Origin of the sequence: Pseudomonas hamedanensis (assembly GCF_014268595.2) — a bacterium.
GTDB classification, from domain to species: Bacteria; Pseudomonadota; Gammaproteobacteria; order Pseudomonadales; family Pseudomonadaceae; genus Aquipseudomonas; species Aquipseudomonas hamedanensis.
In genome coordinates this window covers 5,730,573-5,753,248 of sequence record NZ_CP077091.1, presented here as the reverse complement: position 1 = coordinate 5,753,248, position 22,676 = coordinate 5,730,573, and the positions used below count along the sequence as shown (strand labels likewise).

23 protein-coding genes are annotated in these 22,676 nt (G+C 60.0%); 12 read left to right on the top strand and 11 right to left on the bottom strand.

From position 1 onward, the window contains the following. Window positions 1-2 precede the first annotated feature (2 nt). The 4 genes from HU739_RS25225 to HU739_RS25210 form a co-directional block, all read right to left on the bottom strand. Window positions 3-857 carry a shikimate dehydrogenase gene (locus HU739_RS25225; RefSeq protein ID WP_186546835.1) on the bottom strand — a complete coding sequence of 285 codons (855 nt, stop codon included), beginning with the start codon at window positions 855-857 and terminating at the stop codon, window positions 3-5. A 4-nt stretch (window positions 858-861) separates the two neighbouring features. Further along, window positions 862-1,302, bottom strand: coding sequence for a type II 3-dehydroquinate dehydratase (gene aroQ, locus HU739_RS25220; protein ID WP_186546836.1), 441 nt, complete (start codon window positions 1,300-1,302; stop codon window positions 862-864). A gap of 198 nt (window positions 1,303-1,500) precedes the next feature. After that, window positions 1,501-2,580 (bottom strand): tRNA (uridine(54)-C5)-methyltransferase TrmA, encoded by a 1,080-nt coding sequence (gene trmA / locus HU739_RS25215; protein WP_186546837.1) that lies wholly within the window; start codon window positions 2,578-2,580, stop codon window positions 1,501-1,503. Next, window positions 2,577-3,872 carry an NCS2 family permease gene (locus HU739_RS25210; protein ID WP_186546838.1) on the bottom strand — a complete coding sequence of 432 codons (1,296 nt, stop codon included), beginning with the start codon at window positions 3,870-3,872 and terminating at the stop codon, window positions 2,577-2,579. The genes trmA and HU739_RS25210 overlap by 4 nt, the downstream gene beginning before the upstream one ends. A gap of 235 nt (window positions 3,873-4,107) precedes the next feature. Here HU739_RS25210 and HU739_RS25205 point away from each other — a divergent pair, with 235 nt between their 5' ends. Together HU739_RS25205 and HU739_RS25200 are read left to right on the top strand one after the other, a co-directional pair. Then, a complete protein-coding gene (locus tag HU739_RS25205) occupies window positions 4,108-4,539 on the top strand; it encodes a DUF4879 domain-containing protein (protein WP_225922774.1) in 432 nt (143 codons plus the stop codon). Between the two features lie 66 nt (window positions 4,540-4,605). Next, a complete protein-coding gene (locus HU739_RS25200; protein ID WP_186546840.1) occupies window positions 4,606-5,157 on the top strand; it encodes a DJ-1 family glyoxalase III in 552 nt (183 codons plus the stop codon). A gap of 5 nt (window positions 5,158-5,162) precedes the next feature. Here HU739_RS25200 and HU739_RS25195 read toward each other — a convergent pair whose 3' ends face one another. Beyond that, window positions 5,163-6,398, bottom strand: a complete 1,236-nt coding sequence (locus tag HU739_RS25195; RefSeq protein WP_186546841.1) for an MFS transporter — start codon at window positions 6,396-6,398, stop codon at window positions 5,163-5,165. A 471-nt stretch (window positions 6,399-6,869) separates the two neighbouring features. On the opposite strand from HU739_RS25195, the gene HU739_RS25190 reads away from it, so the two are divergent. The 3 genes from HU739_RS25190 to HU739_RS25180 all read left to right on the top strand — a co-directional run bounded on the left by HU739_RS25190 (window position 6,870) and on the right by HU739_RS25180 (window position 9,578). Further along, complete coding sequence (locus HU739_RS25190) at window positions 6,870-8,315, top strand: cytochrome ubiquinol oxidase subunit I (RefSeq protein ID WP_186546842.1); 1,446 nt, start codon at window positions 6,870-6,872, stop codon at window positions 8,313-8,315. A 3-nt stretch (window positions 8,316-8,318) separates the two neighbouring features. Continuing rightward, window positions 8,319-9,326, top strand: coding sequence for a cytochrome d ubiquinol oxidase subunit II (cydB, locus tag HU739_RS25185; RefSeq protein ID WP_186546843.1), 1,008 nt, complete (start codon window positions 8,319-8,321; stop codon window positions 9,324-9,326). Between the two features lie 84 nt (window positions 9,327-9,410). Continuing rightward, entirely contained in the window at window positions 9,411-9,578 is a 168-nt protein-coding gene (locus tag HU739_RS25180; RefSeq protein WP_095048725.1) for a DUF2474 domain-containing protein, read from the top strand. 70 nt (window positions 9,579-9,648) lie between these two features. On the opposite strand, the gene HU739_RS25175 is transcribed toward HU739_RS25180, so the two are convergent. After that, window positions 9,649-10,773, bottom strand: a complete 1,125-nt coding sequence (locus tag HU739_RS25175; protein WP_186546844.1) for a methyltransferase — start codon at window positions 10,771-10,773, stop codon at window positions 9,649-9,651. 252 nt (window positions 10,774-11,025) lie between these two features. Beyond that, window positions 11,026-11,661 carry an autoinducer binding domain-containing protein gene (locus HU739_RS25170; RefSeq protein ID WP_323790884.1) on the bottom strand — a complete coding sequence of 212 codons (636 nt, stop codon included), beginning with the start codon at window positions 11,659-11,661 and terminating at the stop codon, window positions 11,026-11,028. 298 nt (window positions 11,662-11,959) lie between these two features. On the opposite strand from HU739_RS25170, the gene HU739_RS25165 reads away from it, so the two are divergent. Then, a complete protein-coding gene (locus tag HU739_RS25165) occupies window positions 11,960-12,736 on the top strand; it encodes a ferredoxin--NADP reductase (protein ID WP_186546845.1) in 777 nt (258 codons plus the stop codon). Window positions 12,737-12,779: 43 nt separating this feature from the next. Here the strand turns inward: HU739_RS25165 and mscL are convergent, their stop codons facing one another. Beyond that, window positions 12,780-13,193: a large-conductance mechanosensitive channel protein MscL gene (mscL, locus tag HU739_RS25160; protein WP_186546846.1), complete on the bottom strand. Its 414-nt coding sequence runs from the start codon at window positions 13,191-13,193 to the stop codon at window positions 12,780-12,782. A gap of 285 nt (window positions 13,194-13,478) precedes the next feature. On the opposite strand from mscL, the gene katB reads away from it, so the two are divergent. The 3 genes from katB to radA all read left to right on the top strand — a co-directional run bounded on the left by katB (window position 13,479) and on the right by radA (window position 17,032). Then, window positions 13,479-15,020, top strand: coding sequence for a catalase KatB (gene katB, locus HU739_RS25155; RefSeq protein WP_186546847.1), 1,542 nt, complete (start codon window positions 13,479-13,481; stop codon window positions 15,018-15,020). Window positions 15,021-15,081: 61 nt separating this feature from the next. After that, on the top strand, window positions 15,082-15,618 hold the full coding sequence (locus HU739_RS25150; RefSeq protein ID WP_186546848.1) for an ankyrin repeat domain-containing protein: 537 nt from the start codon (window positions 15,082-15,084) through the stop codon (window positions 15,616-15,618). Window positions 15,619-15,664: 46 nt separating this feature from the next. Next, entirely contained in the window at window positions 15,665-17,032 is a 1,368-nt protein-coding gene (gene radA / locus HU739_RS25145) for a DNA repair protein RadA (protein ID WP_003228407.1), read from the top strand. 151 nt (window positions 17,033-17,183) lie between these two features. Here radA and HU739_RS25140 read toward each other — a convergent pair whose 3' ends face one another. Beyond that, on the bottom strand, window positions 17,184-17,552 hold the full coding sequence (locus tag HU739_RS25140; protein ID WP_186546849.1) for a PilZ domain-containing protein: 369 nt from the start codon (window positions 17,550-17,552) through the stop codon (window positions 17,184-17,186). Window positions 17,553-17,712: 160 nt separating this feature from the next. Between HU739_RS25140 and HU739_RS25135 the strand changes: the two genes are divergently transcribed. The 3 genes from HU739_RS25135 to yjiA all read left to right on the top strand — a co-directional run bounded on the left by HU739_RS25135 (window position 17,713) and on the right by yjiA (window position 21,127). Next, on the top strand, window positions 17,713-19,779 hold the full coding sequence (locus HU739_RS25135; protein WP_186546850.1) for a carbon starvation CstA family protein: 2,067 nt from the start codon (window positions 17,713-17,715) through the stop codon (window positions 19,777-19,779). Between the two features lie 15 nt (window positions 19,780-19,794). After that, entirely contained in the window at window positions 19,795-19,992 is a 198-nt protein-coding gene (locus tag HU739_RS25130) for a YbdD/YjiX family protein (RefSeq protein WP_003228401.1), read from the top strand. A 163-nt stretch (window positions 19,993-20,155) separates the two neighbouring features. Further along, on the top strand, window positions 20,156-21,127 hold the full coding sequence (gene yjiA / locus HU739_RS25125) for a GTPase (RefSeq protein WP_186546851.1): 972 nt from the start codon (window positions 20,156-20,158) through the stop codon (window positions 21,125-21,127). 100 nt (window positions 21,128-21,227) lie between these two features. Here the strand turns inward: yjiA and HU739_RS25120 are convergent, their stop codons facing one another. Together HU739_RS25120 and HU739_RS25115 are read right to left on the bottom strand one after the other, a co-directional pair. Then, window positions 21,228-21,932, bottom strand: coding sequence for a GntR family transcriptional regulator (locus HU739_RS25120; protein WP_186546852.1), 705 nt, complete (start codon window positions 21,930-21,932; stop codon window positions 21,228-21,230). A 17-nt stretch (window positions 21,933-21,949) separates the two neighbouring features. Further along, on the bottom strand, window positions 21,950-22,654 hold the full coding sequence (locus HU739_RS25115; RefSeq protein ID WP_186546853.1) for a FadR/GntR family transcriptional regulator: 705 nt from the start codon (window positions 22,652-22,654) through the stop codon (window positions 21,950-21,952). Window positions 22,655-22,676 lie beyond the last annotated feature (22 nt).

Below are 22,676 nucleotides of genomic sequence, written 5' to 3'. Positions count from 1 at the left end.
GTTCAGCCACTCATGCTTTGAAAGTGCGCCAGCATCCGCAGCGCATCCGGCACCACGCCGCTGAACAATTCGAACGCCTTCACTGCCTGAAATACCGCCATGTTGCCGCCGTCCAGGGTTCGGCAGCCCAGGGCGCGGGCGTTACTCAACAGCTCGGTTTCCAGCGGGAAATACACAATCTCCGCGACCCACAGTTCCTTGCGCAGCAACTCGGCCGGCACTGGTGAGCCCGGCAGCTTGGCCATGCCCACTGGCGTGGTGTTGACCAGGCCATCGGCCCGCGCCAGCGCGCCGGGCAAATCCCCACCGGCCTGCGCGCGACCCACACCGAAATGCTGGTTGAGATTGTTCGCCAGGCTTTCCGCACGCTCGCGGTCGACATCAAAAATAGTCAGTTGCCGTACGCCTTCGCTCAACAGCGCGTGAGCCACCGCCGCGCCAGCGCCACCAGCGCCCATCTGGACTACGCGTTCACGGGCGACGTCCGTCAAACCCCGGCGCAAACCTTCAGCGAAACCGAGGCAGTCAGTGTTGTGGCCGACACGCTTGCCGTCCTTCAGCACCACGGTGTTTACCGCCCCGATACCGCGGGCTTCCGGCGACAGTTCATCGAGCAGCGGGATGATCGCCTGTTTGCACGGGAAGGTGATGTTCAGTCCGGTGTAATTCATCCGCTCGGCTGCCAGCAGCAGGTCGGGCAGGGCGCTGCTGTCGAGGTGCAGTTGATCCAGATCGATCAACCGGTACAGATAACGCAGACCTTGAGCATCGCCTTCGCGCTCATGCAGCGCAGGCGTTCGCGAGGCCTGAATGCCGGCGCCAATCAGCCCGGCGAGTATCGCGTTGCATCCGGACATGCGCTTACCCCTTGAGCCGCTGGCTGAAGTGTTCCAGCGCCAGTCGATAGCCGTGGCTGCCGAATCCGCACATGACCGCCGTGGCAATCGCCGAGACGAACGAGTGATGGCGAAACGGCTCACGGGCGTGAACGTTGGACAAATGCACTTCAATGACCGGCAACTCGCTGGCCACCAACGCATCGCGAATCGCCACCGAGGTATGTGTCCACGCGGCCGGGTTGATCACGATCCCGGCGCAACGGCCGCGAGCGGCGTGAATCCAGTCAAGCAACTCGCCTTCGTGATTGGTCTGGCGAAACTCGACGCTCAGACCGAATTCTTCAGCGGCGCGACCGCATAGCGCAGAAATGTCAGCCAGGGTCTCGTGACCGTAAGTCGCCGGCTCGCGAGTGCCGAGCAGGTTCAGGTTCGGGCCGTTAAGCACCAGAACGATAGGGCGCATGGGGAGAACTCCACTTATTGTTTTTTGGCTTGGGCCGAGGGGTTTCAGCCTGTGGAGATAAAATGTACTGGATGGTTACATCGGTCAATTGAACAAAAACGACCTTGGCGATTTATGTTCGGTGATCGCACAGATCAAAAGATCGCAGCCACAAAAAAGCCGTCAATCACGACGGCTTTCTCGTACAACTACCCGCGATCAACGCCGGGTCAGCAACACGCCCGATTCCATGTGGTGGGTCCACGGGAACTGGTCGAACAGCGCGCAGCGGGTGATGCGGTGGGTGTCGTGAAGCTGGGCGATGTTTGCCGCCAGGGTTTCCGGGTTGCAGGAAATGTACAGGATGTTGTCGAAGCGGCGGGTCAGCTCACAGGTGTCCGGGTCCATGCCGGCGCGCGGCGGATCGACGAAGACGCTGCCGAATTCGTAGCTCTTCAGATCGATGCCGTGCAGGCGCCGGAACGGGCGCACTTCGTTGAGCGCTTCGGTCAGCTCTTCGGCGGACAAGCGCACCAGGGTGACGTTATCCACAGCGTTTTCGCTGAGGTTGCTCAAGGCGGCATTGACCGAGGTCTTGCTGATTTCCGTGGCGAGCACTTTGCGCACGCGGGTAGCCAGCGGCAGGGTGAAGTTGCCGTTGCCGCAGTACAACTCCAGCAGATCGTCAGTGCGATCGCCCAAGGCTTCGTACGCCCAGTTCAGCATCTTCTGGTTCACCGTGCCGTTGGGCTGGGTGAATGCGCCTTCCGGTTGGCGATAACTGAAGGTGCGCCCGCCGACATCGAGCCGTTCGACCACATAATCCTGACCAATCACCTCGCGCTTGCCCTTGGAGCGTCCGATGATGCTGACGCCAAGGTCCGCGGCGAGTTGCTTCGCCGCGTTGTGCCAGTGCTCGTCCAGCGGACGGTGATAGCACAGCGTGATCATCGCATCGCCGGCCAGCGTGGTCAGAAACTCCACCTGAAACAGCTTGTGGCTCAGCGCTGAACTGGCCTGCCACGCCGTCTTCAGTTGCGGCATCAACTGGTTGATACGCAGGCTGGCGATCGGGAATTGCTCGATCAGGATCGGTGTGCGTTTATCGTCCTGAGAGAACATCGCATAGTGACGCTCGCCGCCTTCGCGCCACAGGCGGAACTCGGCACGCAGACGAAAGTTCTGCAACGGCGAGTCGAACACGGTCGGCTCGGGTGCGGCGAACGGTGCCAGCAAGTCACGCAGGCGCGTGACCTTGGCGGCGAGTTGTTCGGCGTAGGCTTGAGAATCGAATGTCATGCGTTGAACCAACCCAGCTTGATCACGAACAGAATCGACAGAATCACCAGCGCCGGGTTCAGCTCACGGGCGCGCCCGGCGAGCAGTTTGATCACGGTCCAGGCGATGAAGCCGAAGGCGATACCGTTGGCGATCGAATAAGTGAACGGCATGGCCAGCGCGGTCACAACGACCGGCGCGGCGACGGTGATGTCTTCCCAGTCTATTTCTGCCAGACCCGATGTCATCAACACGGCGACGAACAGCAGCGCCGGCGCGGTGGCGAAAGCCGGAACGCTGGCTGCCAATGGCGAAAAGAACAGCGCCAGCAGGAACAGCATCGCGACGACAATGGCGGTCAAACCGGTACGGCCGCCGGCACTGACGCCCGCAGCGGATTCGATGTAACTGGTGGTGGTCGAAGTGCCCAGCAGCGAACCGGCCATGGCGGCGGTGCTGTCGGCAATCAGCGCACGGCCCATCTTCGGCATGTGGCCGTCCTTGCCCATCAGGCCGGCGCGCTTGGCGACGCCGATCAGGGTGCCGGAGTTGTCGAACAGATCAACGAACAGGAAGGCGAAGATCACGCTGACCAGACCGATGTCGAGCGCGCCTTTGATGTCCAGTTGCATGAAGGTCGGCGCCAGCGACGGTGGCATCGAGGTCACGCCACCGAACGGGGTGAAGCCCATGGCGATGGACACGATGGTCACCGCCAGAATGCCGATCAGCACTGCGCCGCGCACTTTCAATGCTTCGAGGGCGACGATCAGGGCAAAGCCGAGGGTGGCAAGAATCGGCGCCGGCTGTTTCAGGTCGCCGAGGCCGACCATGGTGGCTGGGTTGCTGACCACGATGCCGGCGTTGTGCAAGGCGATCAGCGCCAGGAACAAGCCGATACCGGCGGCAATCGCCGAGCGCAGCGGCAGCGGGATGCTGTTGATGATCCACTCGCGGATGCGGAAGATCGACAGCAGGAAGAAACACACCGCCGAGATGAACACCGCACCCAGCGCCACTTGCCAGGTGTGGCCCATGTGCAGCACCACGGTGTAAGTGAAGAAGGCGTTCAAGCCCATGCCCGGCGCAAGGGCGATCGGGTAGTTGGCGATCAGGCCCATGATCGTCGAACCGATGGCGGCCGCCAGACAGGTGGCGACGAACACCGCACCCTTGTCCATGCCGGTCTCGCCGAGGATGCTCGGGTTGACGAACAGAATGTAGGCCATGGCCAGGAACGTCGTGACGCCCGCGAGAATCTCGGTGCGCACGTTGGTGTTGTGTGCCTTGAGTTGAAACAGCCTTTCCAGCATGTCTGCTCCCCGTGGCGCGCGTGGCGCCGTAAATGTATCGACCTCAACAGCAAAGCACAGACCGTCGCAAGCGCCTGGAAAATTGTAGTGGGCCGGAAAAAGCCGCGCATCATACCAGCAGAGTGAGGAATTTGGCGGATGCTGGTGTCGATCGTCGGCGAAGTTTTGCGCAGCAAATAACTGCGCCATACTGCGCGCTGATTTTTCGGAGTGGGCAAGCATGCGCAACGGCGGGATGACAGTTTTTGGTTTGATTGCAGCACTGCTCGCGGCAGTCCCGGCGTTCGCGGCGTCTGCGCCGCCGTTGAGCGAAGTGAAGGTGATCAAAGTGCAATCGCCGGCCTGTGGTCTGGAAGACATTGCCGATAACCAGCCGCAAACTCAATGCAATCACAACGGGCCGAACATCAAGGTTTATGTGCTGGAAATCGGCTATGGGCTGAACCAGCCACGGGTCGCCCTGGATGGTTTCGAAGTCAACGGCACCCGAGCGCCGGTGTGTGCCTTCGATAACGGCAATCTGACCGAGTGCAGCCCTGGCAGCAAAACCGTCGGTTCTCTCTATACCTTCGATCTGGCCGGCAAGCAGGAAGGCACCTTCAGCTTCAGCAACACCTCGATCAATGCGCCGCGCAACACCCTGTCGACCCAGCTTTACATCAAGTAACGGCTGACGCTGCGCGATCCGGGTGAAGCTGACTACGCTTCAGGTATCACCCAGCGGAAAGCGCCCATGACTTTTAGAGCACTGGTTACCCTCGCCGAGGGCATAGACGATCTGCAAAGCGTGACCCTGATCGACGTGCTGCGCCGCGCCGGCATTGAAGTCGTCGCCGCCAGCATCGAAGGCCGACGCATGCTCACCTGCGCCCGCGGTACACGCCTGACCGCCGACGGCATGCTGGTCGATGTGCTGGCGCAAACCTTCGACCTGATCGTGCTGCCAGGCGGTGCCGTCGGTTCACAACATTTGGCGGCGCATCAGCCGCTTCAACAGCTGCTTAAGGACCAAGCCAGCGCCGGCCGCCTGTTCGCCGCCATCGGCGAAGCCCCGGCCACCGCCCTGCAAGCAGCAGGCGTGCTGCGCCAGCGGCGCATGACCTGCTTGCCCGGCGCCAGCCACCAATTATCGGGCTGTACGTTTGTTGATCAACCAGTGGTGGTCGATGGCAACTGCATCACCGCCCAAGGCTCGGGCGGGGCGCTGGCGTTTGCCTTGACCCTGGTTGAGCAGCTTGGTGGCAAGGTGCTGCGGGGGAAGGTGGCGGGGGAGTTGATGGCCTGAAAACCTCAGACCTTCTCTTCCACCGGCACATGCATCCGGTCCCGATTCGCCAGGGTCGGGAACAGTTTGATCCACGTTCCCGTCACCACCAGCGTGCCGATCCCGCCCATGACCACCGCCGGCACCGTGCCGAACCAGTGAGCGGTGAGGCCGGATTCGAACTCGCCCAGTTGGTTCGAAGCGCCGATGAACAGGCCGTTCACCGCGCTGACCCGGCCGCGCATTTCGTCCGGGGTTTCCAGCTGCACGAACGAGGCACGGATGACCATGCTGATCATGTCCGCAGCGCCGAGGACCACTAGCACCGCCAAGGAGAACCAGAACGACGTCGACAGGCCGAACGCTATGGTGGCGACACCGAATATGCCGACGGCGGTGAACATCACCCGGCCAACATTGCGCTCCACCGCGAAGCGCGCCAGAAACAGTGACATCAGCAACGCCCCCACCGCTGGCGCCGAGCGCAACAGGCCCAGGCCCCACGGGCCGGTCAGCAGAATGTCCTTGGCGAACACCGGCAGCAACGCCGTCGCTCCGCCCAGCAATACCGCAAACAGGTCCAGCGAGATCGCCCCGAGAATGTCCGGGCGGCTGCGGATAAAGCGAATTCCCGCCAGCAACGAGTCGAGGGTGGCTTTGCCTTTGTTCAGCGGCGTCTGGCGGGCCGGCAGGTTGAGCATCAGCGCACAGGCAATTACATACAGCAACACGGTCGGGCCGTAGACCCAGACGCTGCCGAACGCGTAGAGCAAACCGCCGAGAGCAGGGGCGACGATGGTTGCCGACTGCTGCGCCGATTGTGCGGCGGCGACGGCACGCGGGAACAGGGCGCTGGGAACGATGCTTGGGAGCAACGCTTGAGTCGTCGGCATCTCGAACGATCGCGCCGCACCGAGCAGAAACGCGAGGATGAAGATCAACTCGCGGGTGACGTGGTCGGTCGCACTGCCAATGGCCAGCGCCAGGGCAATCATGGCCTGCAATGACTGACAGAGTGCCGCGACCTTGCGCCGGTCATAGCGATCGGCGACGTGCCCGGTGTGCAGCATGAACAGCACCCGTGGAGCGAACTCGACCAGACCGACCAGGCCCAGATCCAGCACGTTGCCGGTCAGTTGGTAGAGATTCCAGCCAATTGCCACAGTGAGCATCTGAAAGCCGCTGGCGGTGAAAATCCGCGCCAGCCAGAAAGCCAGGAAGGGGCGGTGATGACGTAACAGCAGCGGCGCTTGAGTGGGCATCTGAAGGCAGGTCTTGGGCGAAGGAACGGCGAGATTATCACCAGTCTGTAACAGGAAGTTGCTACTGGGCGGAAATTCACTTAGCCCGACACCGATCTCTTCCTGATGACAATCGACCCTGTGGCGAGGGGATTTATCCCCGTTGGGTCGCGCAGCGGCCCCCAAATCTCGAAGCGACGACTGCTGCGCAGCCGATCGGGGATAAATCCCCTCGCCACAGGCAATGAGACAACTTGTCACGCGGCAAACGACCACGCAGTTCATCGGCGAAAATGGGACTACTCTTTTAACGTTGCTTGATCCAGATCAAGACCGCTCGCGCAATTGATCTGACGGCCAGTTGGCCAGACTCCCTGCGTTGCGATGGTTGTAAAAAAAGAACGAATCCGAATTCGCCGCACTCCATATCCGTGGGGGCAGTGGTGCAGGCCTCCGGGTCCGCCACCCGTACTACCTGACAGAGGAAGCCATATGTTCGGTTTAGAGGCTCTCGATCTCGCCCGAATTCAGTTCGCGTTTACCATCTCGTTCCACATCCTGTTCCCGGCGATCACCATCGGCCTGGCCAGTTACCTGGCGGTGCTCGAAGGCCTGTGGCTGAAGACCCGCAACGACACCTACCGTGACCTCTACCATTTCTGGTCGAAGATCTTTGCCGTCAATTTCGGCATGGGCGTGGTCTCCGGTCTGGTCATGGCGTACCAGTTCGGCACCAACTGGAGCCGCTTCTCGGATTTCGCCGGGGCGGTCACCGGACCGTTGCTGACCTATGAGGTGCTCACGGCGTTTTTCCTCGAAGCCGGTTTCCTCGGGGTGATGCTGTTCGGCTGGAACAAGGTCGGGCGCGGCCTGCACTTCTTCTCGACGGTGATGGTGGCCGTGGGCACGCTGATTTCGACGTTCTGGATTCTGGCGTCCAACAGCTGGATGCAGACGCCGCAGGGCTTTGAAATCGTCAACGGCCAGGTCATTCCGACCGACTGGCTGGCCATTATCTTCAACCCGTCATTCCCTTATCGCTTGATGCACATGGCCACCGCAGCGTTCATCGCGACAGCGTTCTTTGTCGGCTCTTCAGCGGCCTGGCACCTGCTGCGCGGCCGGGACAACCCGGCGATTCGCACCATGTTGTCGATGGCGATGTGGATGGCGCTGATCGTCGCGCCGATTCAAGCGGTCATTGGCGACTTCCATGGCCTCAACACGCTCAAACACCAGCCGGCGAAAATCGCTGCGATCGAAGGCCACTGGGAAAACGTTGGCGACGAAGCCACGCCGCTGATTCTGTTCGGCTGGCCGGACATGAAAGAAGAGCGCACCAAATTTGCCGTGGAGATTCCCTACCTCGGCAGCCTGATCCTCACCCACTCGCTGGACAAACAAGTACCGGCGCTCAAGGAATTCCCGCCCGAAGACCGGCCGAATTCGACCATCGTGTTCTGGTCATTCCGGATCATGGTCGGCCTTGGCTTCCTGATGATTTTCACTGGACTGTGGAGCCTGTGGCTGCGCAAGCGTGACGCGCTCTACACCTCGCGTCCGTTCCTGCACCTGGCGTTGTGGATGGGGCCGTCCGGCCTGATTGCGATACTTGCCGGTTGGTTCACCACCGAAATCGGTCGTCAGCCGTGGGTGGTCTACGGCTTGATGCGAACGGCGGATGCCTCGTCCAATCACAGCTTCATGCAGATGAGCATCACCCTGATCATGTTCGTCGTGGTGTATTTCGCCCTGTTCGGCGCGGGACTGGGTTACATGATGCGCCTGGTGCGCAAGGGGCCGAAGATCAGCGAAGGCAGCGATACGCCGGACGGTGGTCCGGGCCAGAAACGTACACCGGCGCGTCCATTGTCTGCGGCCGACGATCCGGGCGACGGCGAACACGAAGACAACACTCGCTTGACCAAGGAGATTTGACTCATGGGTATTGATCTTCCACTGATCTGGGCCGTGATCATCATCTTCGGCATCATGATGTACGTGGTCATGGACGGCTTCGATCTGGGCATCGGCATTCTCTTCCCGTTCGTCCCCGGCAAGACCGACCGCGACGTGATGATGAACACCGTCGCCCCGGTCTGGGACGGCAACGAAACCTGGCTGGTGCTGGGCGGCGCTGCGTTGTTCGGGGCGTTTCCGCTGGCCTATTCGGTGGTGCTGTCGGCGCTGTACCTGCCGCTGATTTTCATGCTCATGGGGCTGATCTTCCGCGGCGTGGCCTTTGAGTTTCGCTTCAAGGCCAAAGACGAAAAACGCCATCTGTGGGACAAGGCATTCATCGGCGGCTCGATCGCGGCCACCTTCTTTCAAGGCGTGGCGCTCGGTGCATTCATCGACGGTTTGCCCGTGGTCAATCGGCAATTTGCCGGTGGTTCGCTGGACTGGCTGACGCCGTTTACGCTGTTCTGCGGTGCTGCGCTGGTGGTGGCCTACGCCTTGCTCGGTTGCACCTGGCTGATCATGAAGACCGAAGGCAAGCTGCAAGAGCAAATGCATGATCTGGCGCGGCCGCTGGCATTCGTGCTGTTGGCGGTGATTGGTATTGTCAGTATCTGGACGCCACTGTCGCACCCGGAAATTGCCTCACGCTGGTTCAGCATGCCGAACCTGTTCTGGTTCATGCCGGTGCCGATTCTGGTGCTGGTGACCCTGTACGGTCTGATCCGGGCTGTGGCACGCAATGCCAACTACACACCGTTCCTGCTGACGCTGGTACTGATCTTTCTCGGCTACAGCGGTCTGGGCATCAGCCTGTGGCCGAACATCGTGCCACCGTCGATCTCGATCTGGGACGCTGCCGCACCGCCACAAAGTCAGGGCTTCATGCTGGTTGGCACGCTGTTCATCATCCCGTTCATCCTGGGTTACACCTTCTGGAGCTATTACGTGTTCCGCGGCAAGGTCACCCATGAAGACGGTTATCACTAGTCTGCTGCTGGGCTTCCCTTGTGGGAGCGAGCCTGCTCGCGAAGGCGTCCTCAGTGACGCCTTTGCTTAACGGAGATCGATGCAATGACCGGCAAACATTCCCTGCATGACATTGAAGAAGCCGAAAAAAAACCGCTGTGGCAGCGGCTCGGCTGGCTGGCGCTGATCTGGGTCGGCAGTGTGGGCGTGCTGTTTATCGCCGCCAGCCTGATGCGCCTGTTCATGAACGCGGCCGGCTTGACCACGCACTGAAACACCCCGTCCCGGCGCCTTCGGGAACGGCTTTGCAACCCTCCTTGCGGAGGGTTTTTTTGCCCGTGAGTTACTTGCGCGCTTTGAGAATGACGAATTTGGGCGTGGCTGCGACTTGTTCGACACCGCGGAACAGGCGCGCCAGTTTGCTGTGATAACCCAGGTGACGATTGCCGACGATGTACAGCGCACCGCCCACCACCAGCGCCTCACGCGCCTGCTGGAACATGCGCCAGGCGAGGAAGTCACCAACCACTTGCTGTTGATGAAAGGGCGGATTGCACAACACCACGTCCAGTGATTGCGGTGCTTGCCCGGCCAGACCATCGTCAGCCCGCACGATCACTTCGCGATCACCCAGCACGGCTCGCCAGTTTTCTGCGGCCGATTGCACGGCCATGAACGATTCGTCGACCAGCGTGTAGTGCGCCTGGGGATTGTCCAGCGCGCTGACGATTGCCAGTACCCCGTTGCCGCAGCCGAGGTCGGCCACGCGAGCGCCGCCAAGGTTTTTCGGCAAATGCGCGAGAAAGGCCCGCGTGCCGATGTCCAGGCCGTCACGGCAAAATACGTTGGCATGATTGCGCAGTTCGATTGCCGGTTCGTCGAGCCGATAGGTCGAAGGGTAGGGCGAAAGGTCCGGTGCCTTGGCTTCGGGGGTCGCGATCAGCAGACGGGCCTTTTTCACCGCCAGTGAGGCTTGTACCGGTCCGATATAGCGCTCCAGCAGATCGCCGGCCGCACGTGGCAGGTGTTTGACCATGGCCGCCGCGATCACTTCAGCGCCGGGGGCCAGTTGACCATGCAGGCGGATCAATTGTTCTTCGAGCAGCGCCAGGGTTTTCGGCACGCGGATCAGCACGCGGTCGAACGGCCCGACCAAGGGCTCGCTGGCGGGAATCGGGCGGATTGCATCAAACGCGCGACCGTTGCGCTGCAGGTTCTTTTCCAGCCCCAGAAAACCCAGGTACGAATCGCCACTGCTGCTGACGTCGACCTTGCCCAGCAGGCTTGCCGCCAACGCGCCGAAGCTGTCGTTGAGCACCAGAACCCGCATGCTGGCCGGCGGTTGCTGCGCCGCCAGATAGTTGAGCATGTATTCATCGGCCGCATCGAACGCCTGGAGCGGTTCGTTCTGCTGTTCGGGTTGGCGGATCAAATCGAGTTGGGCGAAGGGCGTATCGAGCAAAGGCATGGGGCGGGGACTCTGATAATCGGCGGGTTCGCGCAGCCAGGCTGTGGCGCGGCGCAACCTGGCCGAGTGGACTGCGATGCAAGCGGTGTGCGTCATCACTCGGAGAGGGCGTAAATGTTACTTTTTTTTCCTGGTAAATACCCGCAAGTTTTTATTTCGATGCCAGGCGCAGGGATCAGAGGAAGCCGGCTTTGGCAGCCTTGAGGACTGCGGAAATCTTGTTGCAGGCGTCGAGCTTTTCCATCAGGTTTTTCAGTGATAATTCACCGTACGCTCGCTCAGGTTGAGGATCTTTGCGATCTCGTAGGCAGTCTTGCCGACGGCTGACAGTTGCAAGACCTCCAGCTCCCTGGGCGACAGGCGTGGGTGGCAGGGCCTGGCGGGATATTTTGGCATTGACCGCATAAACAGCTCACTGAAATGGCTGGCGGCGTAAAAGATGTAGCCGAAGTGTTCATACAGCTCAAGTGCACTGATCGGACAGCTGTGTCGGGCCAGGCTGATGACGCTGCACAACCCGCTTTCTTCGTGATGAAAGGCCTGTGACCAGCCATGCTGCAAGCCATGTTGCTGCAATGCCTGCCAAAGTTCAGGCGTGCCGGAAAAAGCCGACTGCTCCCAGACGATGGGCAGCGTTGAATGATTGCAATGAGCTACTATTGGGTCGATACATTTAAAGTTCTGTTTGTCATATTGCAAGTTCCACTCTTTGGGGTAGTTGTTGATTCGCAAGGTGTCCAGAAGTACTTCCCGACGGGGTGAACTGACCGAAATTGCGCAATAGTCGAAACCGAGGTTTTCGGCGAATCTCTGCAGGATCGGGTAAGCGGCGTCTATTCCCTTGGCATAAGACAGTAGTTTCAGCTGCGATTCTTTCCACGTTTCCATACCTACTCTCCATTTTTTTACAGTTGCATCTTGGATCCATTAAGCGGCACGCAACGGAGTGTAGGATGTTTCCTGCGAGTAGCCGTGGATTTTTTCGCAATTGAAACTACTGCCGTTTGGCTTAAAGGTTATGAGTCTTTCGTTAATATTTAACCTGTCATCTTAAGCTCAGGATTAAAGTCCATTCACTGCTAATCACAAACGATGCAGGCGCTGTACTGAATGCCATTACCAATCATCGGTGTTTAGGCCGGCCAATTTGCGGGACACTGTAGGCAGATCTTCGTAGGAGACGCTCATGACCGCCAGTGCAGAGAAATACACCATTCAGACCTTGCTCGATGTGCAGCCATTGACACCGGGCCTGTTCACCCTGCGCACGACCCGCGATGCGGGTTTTCGTTTTCGCGCCGGACAGTTCGCCCGGCTTGGCGTGACCAAGGCTGATGGCAGCATAGTCTGGCGCGCGTATTCGATGGTGTCGTCGCCATTTGACGAGTTCCTTGAGTTTTTCTCCATCGTGGTGCCGGGCGGTGAGTTCACCAGTGAGCTGAGTCGGCTGCAGGTGGGCGATACGCTGCTGGTCGATCGCCAGGCGTTCGGCTACCTGACCCTGGATCGCTTCAACGATGGCCGGGACCTTTGGTTATTGGCCACAGGTACGGGGGTGGCGCCGTTTCTGTCGATCTTGCAGGACTTCGAAGTCTGGGAAAAATTTGAGCGCATTATTCTGGTCTACAGCGTACGCGAAGCCCGGGAGCTGGCGTATCAGCCGTTGATCGCTGGGCTGAAGCAGCGCGAGTATCTGAGTGAATATGCGCACAAATTGCAGTTCATCCCCACGGTGACGCGAGAGGCATCGGCGGGGGCGCTGAACGGGCGTATCACTGCACTCATCGAAAACGGCGAGCTGGAGCGGGTCGCTGGCGTGGAGCTGAGCCCTGAGCATTCGCGGGTCATGCTGTGTGGCAACCCGCAAATGATCGATGACACCCGTGCGCTGCTGAAAAAGCGCCACATGAGCCTGAGTCTGACCCGTCGGCCCGGGCAGATTGCGGTAGAAAACTACTGGTAGAAAAACGGCACCTCGCGGGTGCCGTTATCGGTAGTGACGATGTTCAGGGCCGATTGTTCTGTGCCTTGAGCAGGTCGCGAATCTCGCCCAGCAGTTCCTCTTCCTTGGTCGGCACCGGCGGCAGCGTTGGGGCTACCGCCTCTTCGCGTTTCAGACGGTTGATGGCTTTGACGCCCATGAAAATCGCGAAAGCCACGATCACGAAGTCCAGAACGCTCTGGATGAACTTGCCGTAGGCCAGCATCACCGCGGGCGCATTGCCCTCGGCAGCCTTGAGCGTGATGGCTAAATCACTGAAGTCGACCCCGCCGATCAGCAGGCCGATTGGCGGCATGATGACGTCACCGACAAACGACGAAACAATCTTGCCGAAGGCGGCACCAATGATGATACCGACGGCCATGTCGACCACATTGCCTTTGACCGCAAAGGCCTTGAACTCACTTAGCACGCCCATAGGTTATTTCCTTGTTACAGATGAGGTTGGTGTAGCAGTGTAAATCAGCCAAACGCGTCCTGCGCGAAACACCTCCTTACAATGCCCGTTTTTATCGACACATTAATTTTCGATTAGTTTGCAAAGTGCCACTAATCGCGCGCGAAATACGCCGTAACCGGCTGATCGGGTAGCTATTTTTTTCAATCATGACCTTACGAACTTTCTATTTATGTTTGCCGGCTCAGCCCTCTAGCCTCTGGTTGGCGCACCTGGATGCGCCCAAAACAACCAGAGGAACCTGATATGACTCCCACTCTTGGCCTCGGGGCTTTTCCCCATCGCCGCACCCTCGGCGTACTCACCGCCAGCCTGTTGACGTTCTCTGTACATGCCGCGCCCCTGACGCGCGATAACGGCGCTGCGGTCGGCGACAATCAGAACTCGCAAACCGCCGGTGCCAACGGCCCGGTGCTGCTGCAGGATGTGCAGTTGATCCAGAAGCTGCAGCGATTTGACCGTGAACGCATTCCCGAGCGCGTGGTGCATGCGCGCGGCACCGGTGCCCACGGCACCTTCACCGTGACCAACGACCTGAGCGATCTGAGCAAGGCCAAGGTCTTCGCCGCAGGCCAGAGCACCCCGGTGTTTGTGCGCTTTTCGGCGGTGGTGCATGGCAACCACTCCCCGGAAACCCTGCGCGACCCACGCGGTTTTGCCACCAAGTTCTACACCGCCGACGGTAACTGGGACCTGGTCGGCAACAACTTCCCGACCTTCTTCATCCGCGACGCAATCAAGTTTCCGGACATGGTGCATGCGTTCAAGCCCGACCCGCGCACCAACCTCGACGATGACTCGCGCCGATTCGACTTCTTTTCCCACGTGCCGGAAGCCACGCGCACGCTGACCGAGTTGTATTCCAACTCGGGAACGCCAGCCAGTTATCGGCAAATGGACGGTAACGGTGTTCATGCCTATAAACTGATCAACGCCAAGGGCGAAGTTCATTACGTGAAGTTTCACTGGAAGAGTTTGCAGGGGATCAATAACCTCACGCCGAAAGAAGTCAGCAACGTTCAGGGTCAGGACTACAGTCATATGACCAATGACTTGGTGACTCATATAAACAAGGGCGACTTTCCGAAGTGGGACTTGTACGTTCAAGTATTGAAACCACAAGATTTGTCCAAGTTTGATTTTGATCCGCTGGATGCAACCAAGATATGGCCGGGTATTCCAGAACGAAAAGTTGGACAAATGGTATTGAACCGTAATCCGGCCAATGTGTTCCAGGAAACCGAACAAGTGGCGATGGCACCGGCCAATATTGTTCCCGGCATCGAGCCGTCAGAAGATCGCTTGTTGCAAGGTCGGGTGTTCTCTTATGCCGATACGCAAATGTACCGCTTGGGCGCCAATGCTTTGCAATTGCCGATCAATGCCGCAAAAGTTGCAGTTAATAACGGCAATCAGGATGGCGCGATGAACTTCGGGGCCAGCCGCTCCGGGGTCAATTACCAGCCGAGCCGCCTGCAACCACGGGAAGAGACCGAGACGGCACGTTACAGCCAGCTGGCACTGACGGGCAGCACCCAGCAGGCGAAGATCCAGCGCGAGCAGAACTTCAAGCAGGCCGGTGATCTGTATCGCTCGTTCAGCCAGCAGGAGCGTCGTGACCTGATCGACAGCTTCGGCGGCTCGCTGGCCACCACCGATGACGAGAGCAAGCACATCATCCTGTCCTTCCTTTATAAGGCCGATCCGGAATACGGCAGCGGCGTGACCAAAGTGGCCAAGGGCGACCTGAGCCGGGTCAAGGCACTGGCGGCAAAACTCACCGACTGATTGTCGCGGCCATGCCATGCGGGGCCTGAATCGGGCCCCGTTCTGTTCAAGGAGACGGCGTATGCGTATTTATCTGTTATTGCTGCTCGGCAGCCTGTCCTGGTCGGCGCTGGCCGGACAGAGTCCCGAGGCGGTCAAGGCGCAGTTGCAGGATTATCTGTTCGATGCCGCCCGGCGCGGCGACGTACCGATGCTCGAGACGTTTATCGAGGCCGGTTATCCCCTCGACACCCGCGACAGCAAGGGCTACACCGCGTTGATCCTCGCGGCCTATCACGGCCAGGCGCCGGCGGTGGAGCGCTTGCTTGCTGCCGGAGCCGATGCCTGCGCCCAGGATCAACGCGGCAACACGGCGCTGATGGGGGCGATCTTCAAAGGCGAGGTGCAGATTGCCCGACGTTTGATGGCCACCGATTGCAGCCCTGACCAGCGCAACGGCGCGGGGCAGACCGCTGCCATGTATGCAGGTTTGTTCAAGCGCCTGGAGCTGCTTGACGCGCTGAAAGCCAAAGGTGCCGACCTCAATGCCGAAGATCCGCTGGGCAACAGCGCCGCACGTCTGGCCAGCGGCGAAATCCGCAGCGCTGCGCCGCGCTGATCGGCGATGGCTGCGTTATCATCGCGGTTTTTGCCGGGGGATCGAGATGGCCAAGGCCAAGCGCATGTACGGTTGCACCGAGTGTGGCGCAACCTTTCCCAAGTGGGCCGGCCAGTGCGGTGAGTGCGGTGCCTGGAACACCCTGACCGAAACCATGATCGAAAGCGGCGGCGCCACGGCACCCACCGGGCGCACTGGTTGGGCCGGGCAGCAGGCGCAGATCAAGACGCTGGCCGAAGTCAGCATCGAAGAAATTCCACGTTTTTCCACCGCTTCCGGTGAACTGGATCGTGTCCTTGGCGGCGGTCTGGTCGATGGTTCGGTGGTGTTGATCGGCGGTGACCCGGGGATCGGCAAGTCGACCATCCTGCTACAGACCTTGTGCAACCTCGCCAAGAGCATGCCGGCGCTGTACGTCACCGGCGAAGAATCCCAGCAGCAAGTGGCGATGCGCGCGCGTCGTCTCGGCCTGCCCCAGGATCAGTTGCGGGTGATGACCGAAACCTGCATCGAAACCATCATTGCCACCGCCCGCCAGGAAAAACCCAAGGTGATGGTGATCGACTCGATCCAGACGATCTTCACCGAGCAGCTGCAATCGGCGCCGGGCGGCGTGTCCCAGGTGCGTGAGAGTGCGGCGCTGCTGGTGCGCTACGCCAAGCAGAGCGGCACGGCGATTTTCCTCGTCGGCCACGTCACCAAGGAGGGCGCGCTGGCCGGTCCCCGCGTGTTGGAGCACATGGTCGACACTGTGCTGTATTTCGAGGGCGAGTCCGATGGCCGGCTGCGCTTGTTGCGTGCGGTGAAAAACCGTTTCGGTGCGGTCAACGAACTGGGCGTGTTCGGCATGACCGACAAAGGCCTGAAAGAAGTCTCCAACCCGTCGGCGATTTTTCTCACCCGCGCCCAGGAAGAAGTCCCGGGCAGCGTGGTCATGGCGACGTGGGAGGGCACCCGACCAATGCTGGTCGAAGTGCAGGCACTGGTCGATGACAGCCATCTGGCCAATCCGCGGCGGGTGACACTGGGGCTGGATCAGAACCGTTTGGCGATGCTGCTCGCGGTATTGCACCGTCATGGCGGCATTCCGACCCATGATCAGGATGTGTTTCTCAACGTGGTCGGTGGCGTCAAGGTGCTGGAAACCGCGTCCGATCTGGCATTGATGGCGGCGGTGATGTCGAGCTTGCGCAACCGGCCGTTGCCGCATGATTTGCTGGTGTTTGGCGAAGTCGGCCTGTCCGGCGAAGTGCGCCCGGTGCCGAGCGGGCAGGAGCGCTTGAAGGAAGCGGCCAAGCATGGTTTCAAGCGCGCCATCGTGCCCAAGGGCAACGCCCCGAAGGAAGCGCCGGCGGGGTTGCAGATCATCGCAGTAACGCGCCTCGAACAAGCCCTCGATGCATTGTTTGAGTGAACACCGAAGCTGTGAGAGCGAGCCTTTGTGGCGAGGGGATTTATCCCCGTTGGGGCGCGTAGCGGCCCTGAAAAAACGGGTCTGCTGCGCAGCCCAACGGGGATGAATCCCCTCGCCACAGGCTTCATTTCAAATCGGGATTGGGGCGCCGCTAGATCTCGATCAGGGCCGCTAACTCCCGCTCCAGCTCGGCCTCATCCGCCAGGTTCAGCTCGATCAACCGTCGCAGCTGCTGGATAGATTCGAGGCTGATATGTTTGCAGACAAAGCCCAGATGGCCTTTCTCTTCGTGAGTCAGGTGCACTTCCATCTCGATATCGACGTCTTTGCTCAACTGGATATCGACAAAAAAATCCTCCTGCTTATCGCCCAGCCAAGGCTCCGGTCTCTCGACCAATAACCCTTTGAGCGACAGGTCGATCAGCTTCACCTGCCAGATGTACTCGCCCTGCCTCAGCTCGGTTTTGGCATCGAACTCGATACGTTTAAAGCGGCGACGATTGTCTGGGTGCTCGCTCATGGCGCAATCCTCCGAAGGTTCGCTGACTATAGACCCGCATTGTTCAAGCGTGCCAGCGCAGGCGGGCCGAATAGACCAATGTCGGGGTATGGCCTTTGGCGCCGTAAGCGCTAAACTCGGGGTGGCTGTCTTTCTTGTCCACCCTGGCTGGAATAAAAAAATGAAAAATAATAATAGCCTGCTACGCCACTTACCCTGGCTAGTGCTGGCAATCGTAGGAGCGTGCGCCCTGGGCGTAGTGGCATTGCGCCGAGGCGAGGCGATCAACGCCTTGTGGATTGTGGTCGCTGCCGTGGCCATTTATCTGGTTGCGTACCGTTACTACAGCCTGTTCATCGCCAACCATGTGATGCAACTGGATCCGCGTCGGGCCACCCCCGCCGTGCTCAACAACGATGGTCTGGACTATGTGCCGACCAACAAACACATTCTTTTCGGTCACCACTTCGCGGCCATCGCTGGCGCGGGGCCACTGGTCGGCCCGGTATTGGCAGCGCAGATGGGCTATCTGCCCGGCACGCTCTGGCTGATTGCCGGTGTGGTGCTGGCGGGCGCGGTGCAGGACTTCATGGTCCTGTTCATGTCGACCCGACGCAACGGCCGTTCCCTGGGCGACATGGTGCGTGAAGAAATGGGCCGGATTCCCGGTACCATCGCGCTGTTCGGCTGCTTCCTGATCATGATCATCATCCTCGCGGTGCTGGCGCTGATCGTCGTCAAGGCGTTGGCCGAGAGTCCGTGGGGCATCTTCACCGTGATGGCGACCATCCCGATCGCGATGTTCATGGGCATTTACATGCGCTACATCCGCCCGGGCCGCATCGGCGAGATCTCCGTGGTCGGCGTGTTACTGCTGCTGGGTTCGATCTGGCTGGGTGGGCAGATTGCCGCCGATCCGGTATGGGCCAAGGCGTTCACCTTCACCGGCGTGCAGATTACCTGGATGCTGGTCGGTTACGGTTTTGTCGCTGCGTCGCTGCCGGTCTGGCTGATTCTGGCGCCGCGTGACTACCTCTCCACGTTCCTGAAGATCGGCACCATTGTTGCGCTGGCGATCGGCATTCTGGTGACCATGCCCGAGCTGAAAATGCCGGCGCTGACGCAGTTCGTTGACGGCACCGGCCCGGTGTGGAAGGGCGGTCTGTTCCCGTTCCTGTTCATCACCATTGCCTGCGGTGCGGTATCGGGCTTCCACGCGCTGATCTCGTCGGGCACCACGCCGAAGCTGCTGGATAACGAAACCAACGCCCGCTACATCGGTTACGGCGGCATGCTGATGGAATCGTTCGTGGCGATCATGGCCATGGTTGCCGCTTCGGTGATCGAGCCAGGCGTGTACTTCGCCATGAACAGCCCGGCAGCCGTGGTCGGCAGTGACGTGGTATCGGTCGCGCAAGTGGTCACCAGTTGGGGCTTCGCGATTACGCCGGATGCGCTGCAAGCGGTGGCCAATGACATCGGTGAAACCACCATTCTGGCTCGCGCCGGTGGTGCGCCGACCCTGGCGGTGGGTATTGCGCAGATCTTGCACAGTGTCCTGCCGGGTGAAAACACCATGGCGTTCTGGTACCACTTCGCGATCCTGTTCGAAGCGCTGTTCATCCTCACCGCAGTCGACGCCGGCACCCGTGCCGGGCGTTTCATGCTCCAGGATCTGCTTGGCTCCTTCGTACCGGCGCTCAAGCGTACCGAATCCTGGACTGCCAACCTGATCGCCACTGCCGGTTGTGTCGCGATGTGGGGCTGGTTGCTGTATCAGGGCGTGATCGATCCACTGGGCGGCATCAACACCCTGTGGCCATTGTTCGGCATCTCCAACCAGATGCTCGCCGGTATTGCGCTGATGCTCGGCACTGTGGTCCTGATCAAGATGAAGCGCCAGCGCTACATTTGGGTCACGCTGCTGCCGGCCACTTGGCTGCTGATCTGCACCACAACGGCAGGCTTCATCAAACTGTTCGACGCCAACCCGGCGATCGGCTTCCTGTCCCTGGCGAAAAAGTACAGCGATGCGCTGGCCAACGGTCAGGTGCTGGCACCGGCAAAAAGTGTTGAGCAGATGCAGCACGTGATCTTCAACGCCTATACCAACGCAACGCTCACGACGCTGTTCCTGTTCGTGGTCTTCAGCATCCTGTTCTATGCGCTCAAGGTTGGCATCGCCGCCTGGGGCAAAAAAGAGCGCACGGATAAAGAATCGCCATTCCAGGCGCTGCCGGATGCGTAACCAGAGGATTGCACCATGTTCAATGACCTGAGTCGCCTCGGTAAATACCTCGGTCAGGCCGCGCGCCTGATGGTCGGCATGCCCGACTACGACACCTACGTCGAGCATATGCAAACCAAACACCCGGACAAACCGGTGATGAGCTACGAGATGTTCTTTCGCGAACGTCAGGAAGCCCGTTACGGTGGCAAGGGTGGGCCCAAGTGCTGTTGAACTGACAACCTTGGGTTGATGCAATCCCCCTGTGGGAGCGGGCTTGCTCGCGAAAGCGGTGTGTCATCGAGCATTGATGTCGACTGACACGACCCCTTCGCGAGCAAGCCCGCTCCCACATTTGTTTTTGTGTTGTCCATTCATTTTGTGAAGGAGAAAGCATTTGTCCTCTCCCATACCGGTCACGGTACTCAGCGGCTTCCTTGGCGCCGGCAAGACCACGTTGCTGCGTCATCTGCTCAAAGCCGAGCACGGCCTGAAAATCGCCGTGATCGAAAACGAATTCAGCGATGCCGGTATCGACACTCAATTGCTGGGTGACGAGCCGGTGCAAGTCATGACACTGGCCAACGGCTGTGTCTGCTGCACCATTCACACTGATCTGACCAAGGCGCTGTATTTACTGCTCGAGCGCCTGGACAGCGGCGAGATCGCTTTCGACCGACTGGTGATCGAGTGCACCGGTCTTGCCGATCCGGCGCCCGTGGCGCAGACGTTTTTCATCGACGAAGAACTGCGCGAGCGTTACCTGCTCGACGGCATCATCACCCTGGTGGATGCCGCCCACGCCGACGTGCACCTGACCCAGACCATCGCCCAGGCGCAGATCGGTTTTGCCGACCGTCTGCTGGTGAGCAAGACCGATCTGGTCGACGCAGCGACGTTCGACGCATTGAGCGAGCGGCTGACGCGGATCAACCGCCGCGCGCCGATTCGTGTGGTCGAGCATGGCAACATTGATCTGGCCGAATTGCTTGATGTGCGCGGCTTTAATCTGAATGCCGATCTTGGCGGTGGATTGAGTCTGCGTCCGGTGGGCAAGGCCCCGTCCATCGACCGCATTTCCAGTGTGGTGCTGCGCACCGATCAGGCGCTGGATATCGATCAGCTCAGCGAGTTCATGAATGAACTGCTGGAAGAACACGGCAAACAATTGCTGCGTTACAAAGGCGTGCTGAACATTGCCGGTGAGGATCGGCGCCTGGTGTTCCAGGGCGTGTTGAAACTCTATGGTTTCGACTGGGACAGCGAATGGGCCGAGGGTGAGGCGCGGGAAAGCGTGATCGTGTTTATTGCCGATGAGCTGCCGGAAGAGAAGATTCGGGCGGGGTTTGCCAGGGTTGCTTCTGCCTGATGGTTTTTCTGAGCCTGTAAATGAAGCTATCGCGAGCAGGCTCACTCCTACAGAGGAACGCATTCCAAATTGTAGGAGTGAGCCTGCTCGCGATAGCCATCTAACCTACAACACATGGCTCAAGGTCTGAACCGAGCAGCGTCTGCTCAAGATGATCCAGATGCCGATTAATCAATGAATCGGCTTTGGCCGCATCGCCACGTTCAATGGCTTCGACAAGCGCCACATGCTCCTGCCACGCGCCGCAGCTATGCGTCTGGCCCGCACTTCGCGCAATCGCCAATGACGTAACAGGTACAAGGCTGCCAAGAAAATTCGCCAACGGCACATTCCCCGCCATTCGCGCCAACCGCAGGTGAAACTCGCCTGATAAACGAATCGCCGCCCCCCGCCGGTCCTGCTCGACGGCGCGCTTCTCGCGTTCGACCGACGTGCGCAAGCATTTCAAATCATCTACCCGCGGACGCTGACACGCCAACCGTATCAACGTGATCTCAGCCAGCCGCCGCGCATGCAGGGTCTGCCTGATCAATTCTCGATCAGGCGCCGCCACGCGCGGTCGATGATTGGCCCGCAGCACCACGATCTGCTCATGGGCCAGTTGCGTCAGCACTCGCCGGACATCGGCACGACTGGAATTAAACATGTCCTTCAGGCTGTCCTCGGTAAAACGGCTGTCGGTATCGATACGCTGCTCGAGAATCGCGTCGAACAGTCGCGGGTAAAGGTCCTCCACCGGCATCCCCAGGCGCGACAAGGGCAGGGCAGTCGAGTGCGGGTGCGGCGCGGAAGCGAAACTGTTCATGGCCGGTCTCCAAAGGGTCAGTGGGTCAAGTTGTCATCCGGGATATTCAGTTCGATGCCCATGCGCCGACCCTCACGCAGAATGTGCCGACGCATTTCGGCGCTGGCCTGGGCGCTGTTCTTGCTGCGAATCGCGCGGACCACGGCTTCGTTTTCCTCCAGCCGCTCGGCCAGATGTTCCGGTGAATTGCGCAGCACTTCGGCGCTCTGCTTGAGGGCGTTGCTGGTCTGCTGCACCACGCTCTGGAAAATCGGATTCGAGGTCAGTGCGAACAGCTCTTCGTGGAAGGCGATGTAGGCGCTGACCCCGGCTTCGCTGTCGCCGGCCTCGAGGGCTTCGCGCATGTCCATCAGGGTCAGGCGCAACTGGCCAACTTCCTTGCTGCTGATCGATTGCGCGACCAGCCCGACAATGAACGGCTCCAGGGTGTAGCGCAGTTGCAGCACGTCTTCGAGGCTCGCGCCGGCGACTGCGCTGTCGTGGCTCTGGCTGTCGATCAGTTGCGCGTCGAGGACGACCACGCCTTTGCCCGGCATCGAGCGCACCAGGCCGAGGGTTTCCAGAACAATCACCGCCTCGCGCAGGCTGGGCCGGCTGATGCCCAATTGTTCGGCCAGTTCGCGCTGGCCCGGCAGCATATCGCCGGAGCGCCATTGCCCGCGGGCCAGGGCGGCGCGCAGTTTTTCCACCACTGAGTTGACGACGGTTGATGAAGTAATCACGTATTTGCTCCATTCGCCGTGC